Raw genomic sequence first — 13,027 nt, 5'->3', positions numbered from 1 at the left:
GGATGGGGTGCTCCGGCGTCACGCCTCGCCGCGTGACGGCGTACAGCACCCGGGCCAGCAGGAGCCCTCCGGCGATGGCCATCAGGACGCGCCAGACCATGGGTGGAACCGGAGGCTCGCTCACGGTGAAGCGCGCGTGGGCCGACTTGGGGCGGGTGGTGAGGAAGCGCACGTCCACGTCCCACGTGCCGGCCTCGTCGGGGACGAACTCGGTGCTCCAGCCCACGGCGTCGCGCGTCAGCGTGCGCGTCACCTGACCCGGCACGCCCTCTCGGGAGAACGCGACCGTGACGGCGCCCTGGAAGGGAGGTCCCTGGAGGTTTCCCACCGACAGCGTCAGCCGCAGCGGCTCACCGGGGCGGGGGACGGCGGGGGTGAGGACGCCGCTCAGCTGGTCCTCCGCGTCACGCCAGGAGAGGGAGAGCAGCTCGCCGCGCCGCTCCACCTTGATCTGATCCGACGCGGGGCCCGCGGCGGCATGCAGGGCCAGCAGGCAGGTCATGACGACCCACCCCAGGAAGGAGGTCGTGCGGCTTTGCCTCATGGACCGCTGTCCCCTAAGATGCGCTGCCCTGTCACCTTCCACCAAGCTTGCTCCCCCCGGGGAGTCCCCGGGATGAATCCTCAAGCATTCGGGAAATACCAGCTCATCAAGAAGCTCGCCACGGGCGGCATGGCCGAAGTCTGGCTTGCGCGTCAGTCCGGAATCGAGGGCTTCCAGAAGGAGCTTGTCGTCAAGCGCATCCTCCCGCACCTCGCGGAGGACCGCGAGTTCGTGGAGATGTTCAAGAACGAGGCGCTGATCGCCGCGCGCTTCAATCATCCGAACATCGCGCAGGTCTACGAATTCGGCGAGGCCAACGGCACCTATTACATCGCCATGGAGTTCATCCACGGCGAGGACCTGGGCCGGGTCATGCGCAAGGCCAGCGGGATGAATCAGTGGATCGCCCGTCCGCTGGCCATCCGCATCGTCGCGTCCGCGTGCGAAGGCCTCTACTACGCGCACAGCCGCAACGATGACCGCGGCCAGCCGCTCAACGTGGTGCACCGCGACATCAGCCCGCAGAACATCCTGATCAGCTTCGATGGTTCGGTGAAGCTGGTGGACTTCGGTATCGCGAAGGCCGCGGACCAGGCTTCGATGACGAAGTCCGGCGCCATCAAGGGCAAGTTCGCGTACATGGCGCCCGAGCAGGCCGCGGGCAAGCACCTGGACCGGCGCGCGGACATCTTCGCCATCGGCCTGGTGCTGTACGAGATGCTCACCGGGCACCGGCCGCTCAAGAAGGACTCGGAGCTGGCCACGCTGCAGGCGGCCATGGAGTGCTCCATCCCGTCCCCGTCCGAGGTGGCCGACGTGCCCCGGGACATGGACCACGTGGTGATGCGCGCCCTGGCCAAGAGCGCGGATGACCGCTACGACAACGCGCGCGAGTTCCAGACCGCGCTGGAGGAGCTGCTCGTCAACGAGCGCTGGCTCGTCACCTCCGGGCAGATTTCGGAGCTGATGAAGACGCTCTTCGCGGATCGTCTGGATGACGAGCTCAAGCAGGGCCAGGTCATGCCCGTGGGCGAGGACTCCAACACCGCGCCGCCCCGGCCGCCCCCGGACATGAACTGGGAGGCCCCGCCGGGTGAGTCGCGCGAGCGCTCGCGAAGCAACGCCACCCGCACGGGCTCCGCGCCCCGCCGCGCCACGGGCATGTCCCCCGCGCTGGCGGATGATCCGAACGAATACGACGCGCCGTCGCTCACCGGCGTGGAGCAGCCGCCGCCGCGGCGCCGCTCCAGCGTGTCGGAGCCGGCCGTCCGGCGCGGCACGTCCACCAGCAACCCGAACGCGACGCAGATCGCCCGCACCAACTCGCGCTCGGACCTGCGCAGCCAGTCCGTGGACGACGTCCCTCCGCCCCGGCGCACGGCGTCGCGCGCCATGCCGGTGTCGGAGCCGCCCATGCGGTCGCGCTCGGGCGTGCATCGCATGGAGCTGGAGGACGACGAGCGCACGCGCCTGCCGCCTCCGGACGATGAGACGGAGCCCGCGCCCGCGCCGCCGCCTCCGCGCCGCCGCACCAGCACCAGCACCAACCAGTCCGCCGTGGAGCCGCCGCGCCGCCGCACCTCCAGCCGCGTGGATGCTCCGCGCGCGCGCCCGGTGGCCCCTCCGGTGGATGACGAGGACTCTGGCGAGCGCCGTCCGTCGCGCTCCAGCGCCCCCTCGCTGCCGGAGCCGGTGAAGCCCCGGGGCGGCAGCGTGCGCACGCTGGTGACGGTGGGCCTCTTCGTGGGCCTGCTCGCGCTGGGCGTGCTCTTCCGCGAACCCATCATGCTGGCGCTCACGTCCAAGGCCGCGGACGCGCAGGGCGTGTGGCTCACGGTGAACACCAACCAGCCGGTGAAGGTGTCCGTGCGGCACACGGAGCGCTGCAACAGCCCGGAGCCGGTGACGATGCTGGGCACCGCGCCGCTCACGCGCGTGCAGGGCGCCCACCTGCAGGACACGCTCATCCTGGAGAACGACGCCCAGGGCATCTACCTGGAGGACTCGGAGGAGCTCGCGTTCGGCGCGCCGGGCGAGCTGAAGACCTTCGAGCGCAGCTTCAAGGAGGGCACCCTCAAGCTGAAGATCACCCCCAAGGGGATGACCACGGGCCTGACGGTGTACCGGAACAACCAGATGATGGGCAGCGCCAACACGACGCTCAAGCTGATGGAGGGCAAGCAGATCCTGGAAGTGCGCGGCAAGCAGCTCAAGGAGCCCGTCGCCTTCGAGGTCACCATCAAGCCGGACGAGACGACGGAGCAGCCCTTGAATCTGGCCGACGCGAACTAGTAGCGCGGCAGGGCAGGGTCCACGGTGCGCGAGTACAGGTCGATGCCGCCCTGGAGCGACACGGCCTCCAGGCCCCGGTCGATGAGGTACGCGGCGCCGTCCAGGCTGCGCACCCCGTGGTGGCAGTAGACGACCACGGGGCGGCCCCGGAAGGACTCCAGCTGTTCGTGGAAGTCCTCCAGCTCCGGCAGCGGCATCAGCACCGAGCCGGGCAGGGCCACCCACTCGTGCTCGTGCGGAAAGCGCACGTCCACCAGCACGGGGCGCGACTCGGGAGGGCCGGCCAGGCGCCGGGCCAGCTCGGCGGGGGTGATTTCAGGGATGGGCATGGGGGTTATCTTCTGTTGAGCCGGGAAGGGGCCCGTCAGGTCCCTTGGCTTTTCAGGCGCCAGGGCGTTATGTGGCGCTGTCTACGAGGAGATTGAAGCACATGGATACTTCTACCGCCGTCACCGGCTCCACGCCGGCCTCCCAGCCCGCCGCCTCCGAGCCCGTCGTCCTGACGGCTGCCGCCATCGCCCAGGTGAAGACGGTCATCCAGGCCCAGGGCTTCCAGGGCTACTTCTTCTCCATCCGCGTGGTGCCCTCCGGCTGCAGCGGCCTGGGCTACGACCTGAACCTCGTCAAGGAGATGAAGGCCGGCGACCAGACGTGGGAGCAGGACGGCGTCACCATCGCCACTGACGCGCTGAGCGCCCAGTACCTCTCGGGCACGCACATCGACTACGTCACCAGCGTCACCGGCGCGGGCTTCAAGTTCGAGAACCCCAACGCCAAGTCGTCCTGCGGCTGCGGGACGTCGTTCACCACCTGATTCGCTGTTCGTCGATTCAGGGTGGAAGGAGGGCCGGGATGGGACGCCAGGCAGGCGTGCCCCCGGCCCTTCGTGCGTCCAGCCCTCAGGCTCCGGCCACGGGCTTCATCACCTTCATCCAGTTCTGCTCACCCTGGCCGCGGTTGCGGCGCTGGGCGCGGCGGGCCTCCGCCTCCTGGAAGGCCTGGCGCTCCGCCTCCGACTCCAGGAGCAGCGGCGGCACGGGCACGCCCTTGCCGTCCTGGCCCTGCGCCACGAAGGTGAGCAGCGCGCTGGTGGTGAGGTGCCGCTCACCGGTGAGCGGGTTCTCCGCGTGCACGGTGACGCCCACCTCCAGCGAGGTGCGGAACGCCGCGAGCACGCGTGAGTGCAGGAGGGCAATCCAGCCCACGCGGATGGGGGCGTGGAAGTGCAGGTCGTCCATGGACGCCGTCACCACGACCTGACGGCAGTGGCGCTGGGCGGCCACGGCGCCGCAGATGTCGATCCACTGCATCACCTTCCCGCCGAACGCGGCGTTCAGGTTGTTGGCGTCCGGAGGGAGGATGAGCTGCGTCATCACCACTTCGGAGTCGCGCGGGCTCTTGGGGCTGAGGTCGTGCATGGCGCTGGCGAGCGTCGCACGAAACAGCGCCGCGTCAGGCCAGGAATGCGGAGACGCGGTCCATGAACTCCTCGCGGCCCGCGCCGCGGCGGATGTCCTGCTTGGAGACGTCCACCACCAGGCACTCCACGCCGTACTTCTCCTGGAGCACCTGCGGGAAGCCCGCGTAGTAGCCGTTGAGGCCCTTGAGGAAGGGCCGCCCGATTCCCTTCTCCTCCGCGCGGCCGCGCGTGCGGATGCGCTGGAGCAGCACCTCCTCCGACGGCACGTCGAAGCAGATGACCTTGTCCGGCCGCACGATGTGGCGCGACAGCCGCTGGAAGTACTCGTAGTACAGGTCCAGCTCCGCGTTCGTCATGTGCCCCAGGCCATGCAGGTACTTGGCGAAGATTTCCGGGTCCTCGTAGAGCGTGCGGTCCTGCACGCAGCTCTTGCGGACGGAGTGGATGAGCTCGTGGTGCTCCACGCGCCGGATGAGGAACTCCAGCTGCAGCGTGAACGACCACCGCGACATGTCGCCGTAGTAGTCACGCAGGAAGCGGTTGTCGATGACGGGCTCGTCGAAGAGCTCGAAGCCGAAGCCCTGGCTGATGAGCTTCGCGGCCGTCGTCTTGCCCGCGCCGATGTTGCCCGCGAGCGCCACGAAGCGCTTGGCGCGCGGCACCTTCACCTTCGCCTTGAGCGTGTTGCGAGCGGCGGGCTTCGTGTCGGCGTCGGCCGGGGGCGGCGCCTTGGTCGAGGGCTCGGTGCGGGACGTCGCCGGACGCGCGCGGGCGGTGGAGCGGGGCATGGAGCCCGAAGGCTTAACCCGGCTTTCCAGAGGCGTCCATTCGCTGGCGGAGCAGGTCCGGCCGGTCGGTCATGATGCCGCCAATGCCTTCCTGGATCAGCCGGTCCATCTCCGCCGGATCATCCACCGTCCACACGTTGATCCACTTGCCGCGCTCGGCCGCGGCCTTCAGCAGCGCGTCGTCCACCAGCCGCACCTCGCCGAAGTACAGCGGCATGTCGAGCACGCTGTAGCGCGCGTCCTCCGGCGGCGCCTCGCCCGCCTTGAGCGCCAGGACGAACGCGGCCAGCGCGTCGCGCGGGTAGAAGTGGCACGCGTCGGGCAATTCTTCGTGCAGCCGCTCCGCGATGACGTCCTGCTCGCTGCCCAGGCACACGCGGCCCAGGGCTGCTTCCTCGGTCAGCAGGCGAGCGAGCACGGCTTCCGCGCCCGGCACGTCCGGCTTGAGCTCCACGTTCAGGCGCAGGGTGGGGAAGGCGCGCAGCACCTCGCGCAGCGTGGGCAGGCGCACACCCTGGCCTCGGAAGGGGAAGGTGCGGCCTTCGTCCGGCGTGAAGCGGTGGCCCGCGTCCAGCTTGCGCAGCTGGGCCAACGTCAGCGCCGCGAGCGGACCTTCCCCGTCGGTGCAGCGCTCCAGCGTGTCGTCGTGCGCGACGATGACTTCACCGTCGCGCGACAGGTGCACGTCCAGTTCCAGCATGTCCGTGCGGTGGGTGTGGACGGCGCGCTGGAAGGCCTCCAGCGTGTTCTCCGGCGCGAGCAGCGCTCCGCCGCGGTGCGCGATGTGGAGCGTGGGCTTCAGCCCATCAAGAAACATGTCGCGCGGCAGCATGATCCACCTATTCCTGAATTGACGATGATGTGACGAACAGGGCCCCGGTCCGTTCCTTGCCGGCCCTACTACCCCACCGGTATAAGGGCCTGAATCCTCAGCCCGACCGGCGTCGGACTTCAACCACCTCGGCGCCCTTCACCTCCCGGAGAATTTCAAATGGAACTGCGCACGAAGCTGGGCGCCGCGGCCTTCCTGGCTGCCGCGGCGATGGCCACCGCGGCCGGCTGTGGCGGTCGTGACGACGACAACCCCACTCCCACCCCCGACGCCGGCTGCACGGGCGTCTGCAGCACCGACGCGGGCTCTGACGCGGGCACGAACACCGACGCGGGCACTGACGCGGGCACCGGCGACGCGGGCCCCACCGCCAACCAGATCGCCGCGACGCGCAAGGTGTCGTTCGGCACCAAGGCGACGCTGCGCGACGTGGTCGTCTCGGGCGTCCACTATGAGAAGCTCAGTGACCAGGGCAACGGCTCCTGGCGCTCGTACTTCTGGGTGACGGATCCGGCCGCTCCGAAGGAGGGCCTCTTCATCCATAAGTTCTACACGGACACGCCGGACGCGTATCACCCGCAGATCGGCGACACCGTCGACATCGTGGGCTACTTCGGCACGGAGCCGAACAACTCGCCGTTCACCGGCCGCCGCCACCACCTGGCCAATCAGCAGACTCCCGCGGTGCCCCTGGCCATCACCCCCAAGCTCACGGACGCGGGTACGGCGAACCTGCCCCCGGCCAACGAGGTGACGGTGGATGAGCTGACGGCGTCGCTCGCGGCGGCCCAGAACAGCGCGGCATACCTGGGAACGCGCGTGCACCTGGCGGGTCCGCTCACGCTGACCAACCCGCAGCCCTCCCAGCTCCAGCGCCTGGACAACGAGGACGCGGGCACCCTCTTCTACGGCTTCGAGGTCACAGGCGGCATCCTCGTCTACCACGACAAGACGCGTGACCGGTCCGACGGCGGCTTGGGCTGCGACTACCAGAAGGCGGCCCTGGATGGCGGCTCGGTGACGTTCCCCAACGGCATCACGGGTGTCTGGGATACCTACACCTTCGCGGGCTGCATCAACGGCAGCTCCAACATCACCAGCTGCGGCACCGGCGGCAATGACCGGGACAGCGGCGTGCCGGGCACGGACCAGCGCTACACCTACACCATCATCCCGCAGGGCTGCGAAGACCTGCCGGGCGAGGTGGTAGTCCCCGAGTAATCCGCTTTCGCCTGATGCCTTCCCCGTCCGCCTCCCAGGGCTCACCTGCCCTGGGGGGCGGTCGTGTTTCAGGGGCCCGAAAGTTCGCGTGCTCCGCAGGGCCTGCCTAGAGTCCGACGCCGGGCGGGTCGGACGGCTCCCCCCGGGGCGGGAATGCAGGTAGGCTCCGGACACGCTTCAAAGTTCCACCCGCGGCCCACACCTTCCACGTCCTTGAGCTCGCCCCAGACGGCCACCCCGTTCGGCAAATACCTGCTCATCAAGCGCCTCGCGCTGGGCGGGATGGCGGAGCTTTTCCTGGCGCACAAGCCGCCGGATCCCACGCTGGTGGTCATCAAGCGGATCCTCCCGTACCTCTCCGAGGAGCCGGAGTTCGTCCAGATGTTCCTGGACGAGGCGCGCATCGCCGCCCAGCTCCACCACCCCAACATCGTGCAGGTGCACGAGCTGGGGAAGGAGGGGGACAACATCTTCATCTGCATGGAGTACGTGGAGGGCGTGGACCTGCGCCGCGTGCTCGCGGAGGAGTTCAAGTTCGGCGCCTCCATGCCGTACGGCGTCGCGGCGAAGATCTGCGCGGCCATCGCCGCGGGCCTGGACCACGCGCACTTCAGCCGCGGCGTGGATGGGCGCCCGCTGGAGCTGATCCACCGGGACGTCTCTCCGCAGAACGTGATGATCGCCTACGACGGGCGCGTGAAGCTCGTCGACTTCGGCATCGCCAAGGCCGGCGCGTTCATGGAGCGCAGCAAGCCGGGCGTCATCAAGGGGAAGTTCCTCTACCTCTCCCCTGAGCAGATTCTTCAGGATCGGTTGGATCACCGGGCGGACATCTACGCGCTGGGGGTGATGCTCTACGAAATCACCACCGGCAAGCAGCCCTTCCACCGCCCCACCACGGAAGGCATCCTCTACGCCATCCGCTACGAGGAGGCGACGCCGCCGCACCTGGTGCGCCCGGACTACCCGGAGGTGCTGTCGCGCATCGTGATGCGGTGCCTGGTGAAGGACCGCACCCAGCGCTACCAGCGGGCCTCCGAAGTGCGCGACGACCTGCACGCGTTCCTCGCGTCTGGCGTGCTCAAGCAGAGCCTGGACGTGGCGCAGTACATCGCGCGGCTGTTGGGGGAGAAGGAGGAGCGCACCGTGCTCCACATCCCCCCGGCGAAGCGCGCGGGCCGGCACGAAGCCACGCTGCCGCTGCCGTCCCTGCGCACGCCGCTGCCGCCCCCGGTGCCGGACCTGCCGGAGGACACCGCCGCGCGCACGCTGCCGCTGGCCGACGCGGAGGACACCGCCGCGCGCACGCTGCCCCTCACGGAGGACACGTCGTCGCGCACGTCTCCGCTCGACGAGGACACGGGCGCGCGCACCCTGCCGCTGGGCGGGACGGCGTCGCAGCCCCGGGGGCCCTCGGCGCTGACGCCCGTGGGGCTGGTGTCCCGGCCTCCCGCGCGCAGGCCCACGGCGGAGGCCGCGGCGCTGCGCACCTGGGACGCGGAAGAAGGGGAGCCGGAGACGCAGATGGCGCGGCCGCGCGACCTGCCCTCGGGCCACGACGACGAGGACGATGACGACGGCGAGTCCACCGCGGTCGGCACGATGCCCGGCGCTCCCTCGCCGCGCCGCCACCTGGAGCCCGTGTTCGAGGCGGAAGCCTGGGACGAGGAGGAGGAGCAGGAAGAGGAGGACGACGAGGGCGACTCCACCGTGCCGCTGCGCGCGCGCCGCCCCCGGCCCGTCGCGCCCACGCCCGCACCGGCGCGGCGCAATGGCCCTCCGGAGCCCACCGCGCGCTCCGGGTCGGGAGACCGTTCGCGGCGTCCGTCGACCGGCGTGGCCATGCCTCGCGGCGCGGGTGGCGGGGATGATCCGTTCGCGCCCACGCCGCGTCGCACGCCGGAGGGACGCGCGACGACGCCGCCACCTGGCCCGCGTCGGCCGGGCATGGCGTCCGCCAACGACGGCCGCTCCGAGCCGCTGTCCTCCGGTCCCCGCCGCATGGGGGACGACGGCCGGTCCGAGCCGTTGTCCTCCGGTCCCCGCCGCATGGGGGACGACGGCCGGTCCGAACCGCTGGCGTCCGGTCCCCGCCGCATGGGCGACGATGGGCGCTTGTCGCAGCCTCCGGGCCCGCGCCGGGGTGCCTCCGCGTCCAGCGACGCGAACCGCTCCGCCCCGTCCGGAAACTCCGGGGCTCGCAACGTCCGTCCTCCGCCGCGGCCGTCACCGGAAGACGACGAGCGCTTCAACACCGACCCGGGGCCCTCCGGGGTGAGCCTCACGGACCCGACGCCCGTCATGACCGGAGACCCGGACGACGACGAGTCCACCGTCGGGTTCCAGGCGCCGCGAAGGCCGCCGCCCCGTCGGGTCGTGCGCGCGCCCGTCAACGAGGACGAGGACTCCGACGACGAGGGGCCCGACACGCTCGACGCCTCCCGGTCGCCCCGGCGGTCGCGCGCCATCGTGCTGGTGGCGGGCGTGGTGCTCGTGGCCGTGCTGGGCCTGGGGCTCGCGTGGATGATGGGCTTCTTCAGTCCGGAAGCGCAGGCGCCTCCCGCGCCCATGAGGGGGCCTCCGGCGGGAGGCCCGGCGCGGCCCGGTCCCCAGGGAACGGCCCCCGTGAAGGCGCCCGCGCCACCCGCTCCTGTTCCGGCCGAAGTCGCGCCGCCGAAGTCCGCTGAACCCGCCCTCGCGGACACCGCCGCGCGGCAGCCCGCTGAACCCGCCCTCGCGGACACCGCCGCGAGCCCGCCAGACTCAGGGATCGCGGTGGCCGCGGCGGGCACCTAAGCCGCGGCCCCGCCGGCCGTGGCGACCGCGGCCCCGGCCGAACCCGCCGAGCCCCTATCCCCCGCCACCGTGGAGGTCCGCTTCGAGGCCCCGGTGCGCACCGTGCTTGGCCGGCCGGGGGGCGGAAAGCTGCCCATCAACCAGGTGGTCGCCCTGGCTCCCGGCCCGCTCCGCGTCCAGTACACCTGCCCGGGACGGCGTGCACCTCGGGGCATCGAGACCTACAACGTCCGACCTGTAACCGGGGAACTCCAGACGCTCCGGGTCCCATGCCGCAGGCGACGCTAATTGGCACGGCGACTTACGCGTATGCGGCATCCGCACCCCCCGGAGGACACGTAGGACCGGGTACGCTTGAGTGCCCTTAAGTCGTTGGAATTCCTTGGTTTTCCACCAAGCGGGCGCGTTTACACATGTCAGAGGGGTCCGTAGACTCCGGCCCCTCTATGGCTCGCGCGAAGAAGCAGAAGAACATCATCCGACAGAGGACCTACCCCGCGGGGAGGGTGGCCCGGCAGCTCCCGGTCGCCCCAGAGCCCAACCGACTGGTGAAGGTGTGGCGACGCGTGTTGGAGCGCAGGTTGCGCACGCGGCTGCGGGGGAAGGTGGCGGTGGAGATCCACGACAACACCCACACGATGCTGACGTTCCAACGCCAGCGGGCGCTGTGGAGGTTGAGGCTGCACCACATGTTCCTGGCCGCACCGGACGAAGTGCTCCAGGCGCTCGCGAGCTTCGTGCGCAAGGGGGACCCGGACGCCAGCGCGCTCCTGGACCGCTACATCGAGCGCAACCGCATCTTCATCCGCCGGCTGTCCCCGGCGCAGATGCGCAAGCGGTTGCGGCTGTCCCCGGTGGGGCGCTACCACGACCTGACCCGCATCTATGAGCGGCTCAACGAGCGCTACTTCCAGAGCCGCATCGACGCGGCCATCACCTATGGGCCGGCGCCCCGGGTGAAGGGGCCTCGCAAGAGCATCAAGATGGGCTCGTACTCGGCGGACTCGAAGGTCATCCGCATCCACCCGGCGTTGGATCAGCCGCTGGTGCCCCGGTACTTCGTGGAGTGGATCGTCTTCCACGAGATGCTGCACCACGTCTACCGAGCCCGTCGGGGCGAGGACGGCCGGCGCTGCATCCACCCGCCGGAGTTGATGGAGCACGAGAAGCGCTTCCACGACTACCAACGGGCGCTCGCCTGGGAGCACGAGAACCTGGACCTGCTCCTGTGCGCCCGCACGGAGCAGCTCTGATGCCAGCGGGCCCGCTCCCGGGGCGCCTTCGAGGCGTCCGGGACGCGGGCCCCGCTGACGGCGGCTCCCGACGGCTCAGGGGCGCCGTCAGGGCAGGATGAGTCCGCCGGGGCTGCGCCGCTCGCCCGTGAGGGCGGCAGGAGGCGCCTCGGGGGCCGTGGCGCCCTGCGCCGCCTGGGCCTGGGCACCCGCCGCAGCCAGGACCACGACCTTGGCGAAGAGCGTCTCCGCGAAGAGCGAGAAGGGCTCGTCGAGTCCGTGGAAGAGGCGCCGCGCCTCGCCCCGGGCGATGGACGCCTGGAGGGCCCGCCCGGTCGCGTCGAAGAAGGCCGCCATGCGCCACAGGCGGCGCGCGTAGCGCTGGCGCACCTCCGGGGTGAAGTAGGCCCTCGCCGCGTCCAGCACCCGCTGCCGCACCTGTTCCTGGCGCTGGGCCCCGCTCAACGCCAGCGGGCTCGACGCCAGCGCCTGCACCTGCTCCATCAGGCCCCGCATCTCCGCGTCGGGCGGCATCCACTCGGCGATCTCCGGCGTCGCGTGGAGCTGATCGCCCTCCAGGGCATGGCGCACGTCGTCGGGCTCGGGGGCGGGGAGGGGCTCGGGCACGTGGATGGGCTGCACTCCGTGGTGGCGCAGCGCGGCCTCCAGGTCCGGAGGGAAGGGCGTGCGGGTGCTCAGGTTGAGGGCCGCGGCCTCGGCGAGCAGCCGGGCCCCCTCCTCGCGGGAGACCTCCATGCCGAAGCCGTTCTTCAGCCCGTGCTTGAGGATGCGGCGGATGTCCCCGCGGCTCTGCTCGGTGCGGTTGAGCTCCAGCACACCCTGCTCATCCGACGCGATGACCTGGAGCAGCTCCACGCCGCCGCGCACCACGCGCGTGAGCAGCAGGCCGTACTGCCCCGCCGACGACACCACCGTCACCAGCGTGGGCAGCGTCTCCGGGGCCGGAGTCATGGGCGCCTCCCTGGGGGCTTCCGCCGGGGTGACGCCGCGCGAGCGCAGCCGATAGAGCGCCTTCTTCGCGGCCTTGGCCAGCGGCTTCACCGACGAAGCGGACAGGGCCTCCGGCAGCGCCACCTGGCCCGCCAGCACGGCGGCCTCCAGCACCGCGCCCGCCAGGGCCTCGGGCAGGGCCTCCACGGCCGCGGGTGTCGCGGAGCCCACTTCGTCCGCGAGCTTCCGGGCCTGGGCGACGTCCGCCTCCGGGAAGGCGGGCAGGGGTGTGCCGGCGCGCAACGCATCCAGCAGGGGACGGGGCTCGGTGGAGGCAGGGCTCATGCGCCGGGTTTCTACTTCACGCGCTACCGCCGCCGCACCAGCCAGCTCCCTCCACTCTGTCCCACGATGACCAGTTCCGACTGGAGCCGGGCGCCGAAGACGCGCGACGGATGCACCCCGCGCACCAGGAAGTGGTCGTACCAGGTGCCCTGCGTCGCTTGGTTCATCTCCTGCGGCCGCCACTCGGACGGGAAGGTGGGCGGCACCTCCCCCCGGTAGCGCAGGGGCGAGTGGGGCGTGGTGGCGAAGGTGAAGTTGGGCACCCCGCCGCGCTCGCGCGCCACCACCGCCGCGGCGTGGATGAAGACGGGGAAGCGCACCACGCTGGAGCGCGGGTCGAACACCAGCCCCATCACCTTCGGCCGGTTCGCGGCCAGGCCGGACAGCGCCTCCAACTCGCGGGCCTCCTGGGAGAAGTTCTGGAAGCCGCGCCCCATCACGAAGGCCAGCAGCAACGCGCTCCCCGCCGCCGCGAGCCCCAACGGCCGCCGCCAGTCCGCGCGCGCGGCCGGCATGCTCGCCACCAGCAGCGCCGCGGCCAGGTGCGCGTAGCGCGTGTTGAGGTAGTAGACGTACCCCCGGATGTCGAAGGGCAGGAGGAAGTAC

At 71.0% G+C, this 13,027-nt stretch carries 11 protein-coding genes and 1 pseudogene; 5 read left to right on the top strand and 7 right to left on the bottom strand.

Features of this window, described 5'->3' with window-relative positions:
• Positions 1-544 (bottom strand): hypothetical protein (locus D7Y11_RS37270; RefSeq protein ID WP_126936051.1); only part of this gene is annotated, 544 nt, incomplete at its 3' end.
• Between the two features lie 72 nt (positions 545-616).
• Between D7Y11_RS37270 and D7Y11_RS37265 the strand changes: the two genes are divergently transcribed.
• Entirely contained in the window at positions 617-2,836 is a 2,220-nt protein-coding gene (locus D7Y11_RS37265) for a serine/threonine-protein kinase (protein ID WP_120581018.1), read from the top strand.
• Here the strand turns inward: D7Y11_RS37265 and D7Y11_RS37260 are convergent.
• Positions 2,833-3,165, bottom strand: a complete 333-nt coding sequence (locus D7Y11_RS37260) for a rhodanese-like domain-containing protein (protein WP_120566412.1) — start codon at positions 3,163-3,165, stop codon at positions 2,833-2,835. The two genes, D7Y11_RS37265 and D7Y11_RS37260, sit on opposite strands and share 4 nt — an antisense overlap.
• 101 nt (positions 3,166-3,266) lie before the next feature.
• Here D7Y11_RS37260 and D7Y11_RS37255 point away from each other — a divergent pair, with 101 nt between their 5' ends.
• The gene (locus D7Y11_RS37255; RefSeq protein WP_120581019.1) at positions 3,267-3,650 is read left to right on the top strand and encodes an iron-sulfur cluster assembly accessory protein; all 384 of its coding nucleotides are present in this window, start codon (positions 3,267-3,269) and stop codon (positions 3,648-3,650) included.
• Between the two features lie 85 nt (positions 3,651-3,735).
• Here the strand turns inward: D7Y11_RS37255 and D7Y11_RS37250 are convergent, their stop codons facing one another.
• The 3 genes from D7Y11_RS37250 to D7Y11_RS37240 are packed head-to-tail and all read right to left on the bottom strand — an operon-like array spanning position 3,736 to position 5,876.
• Positions 3,736-4,254 carry an acyl-CoA thioesterase gene (locus D7Y11_RS37250; protein ID WP_120581020.1) on the bottom strand — a complete coding sequence of 173 codons (519 nt, stop codon included), beginning with the start codon at positions 4,252-4,254 and terminating at the stop codon, positions 3,736-3,738.
• 34 nt (positions 4,255-4,288) lie between these two features.
• Positions 4,289-5,044, bottom strand: coding sequence for a deoxynucleoside kinase (locus D7Y11_RS37245; RefSeq protein ID WP_121753068.1), 756 nt, complete (start codon positions 5,042-5,044; stop codon positions 4,289-4,291).
• A gap of 13 nt (positions 5,045-5,057) precedes the next feature.
• Positions 5,058-5,876 carry a glycerophosphodiester phosphodiesterase gene (locus D7Y11_RS37240; RefSeq protein ID WP_121753067.1) on the bottom strand — a complete coding sequence of 273 codons (819 nt, stop codon included), beginning with the start codon at positions 5,874-5,876 and terminating at the stop codon, positions 5,058-5,060.
• A gap of 159 nt (positions 5,877-6,035) precedes the next feature.
• Here D7Y11_RS37240 and D7Y11_RS37235 point away from each other — a divergent pair, with 159 nt between their 5' ends.
• The 3 genes from D7Y11_RS37235 to D7Y11_RS37225 all read left to right on the top strand — a co-directional run bounded on the left by D7Y11_RS37235 (position 6,036) and on the right by D7Y11_RS37225 (position 11,146).
• Positions 6,036-7,097, top strand: coding sequence for a hypothetical protein (locus D7Y11_RS37235; RefSeq protein WP_126936050.1), 1,062 nt, complete (start codon positions 6,036-6,038; stop codon positions 7,095-7,097).
• A gap of 213 nt (positions 7,098-7,310) precedes the next feature.
• Positions 7,311-9,893, top strand: a complete 2,583-nt coding sequence (locus D7Y11_RS37230; protein WP_126936049.1) for a serine/threonine protein kinase — start codon at positions 7,311-7,313, stop codon at positions 9,891-9,893.
• Positions 9,894-10,339: 446 nt separating this feature from the next.
• Positions 10,340-11,146, top strand: coding sequence for a hypothetical protein (locus D7Y11_RS37225; RefSeq protein WP_167548358.1), 807 nt, complete (start codon positions 10,340-10,342; stop codon positions 11,144-11,146).
• An 87-nt stretch (positions 11,147-11,233) separates the two neighbouring features.
• Here D7Y11_RS37225 and D7Y11_RS37220 read toward each other — a convergent pair whose 3' ends face one another.
• Entirely contained in the window at positions 11,234-12,421 is a 1,188-nt protein-coding gene (locus D7Y11_RS37220) for a hypothetical protein (RefSeq protein WP_126936048.1), read from the bottom strand.
• A 23-nt stretch (positions 12,422-12,444) separates the two neighbouring features.
• Positions 12,445-13,027 (bottom strand): annotated as a pseudogene (locus D7Y11_RS37215) (hypothetical protein); the annotation flags it as partial.

It is taken from the genome of Corallococcus sp. AB018, assembly GCF_003986945.1.
GTDB classification, from domain to species: domain Bacteria; phylum Myxococcota; class Myxococcia; order Myxococcales; family Myxococcaceae; genus Corallococcus; species Corallococcus exiguus.
The sequence above is the reverse complement of the archived record's forward strand: the minus strand, read 5'-3'. Positions and strand labels throughout refer to the sequence as shown.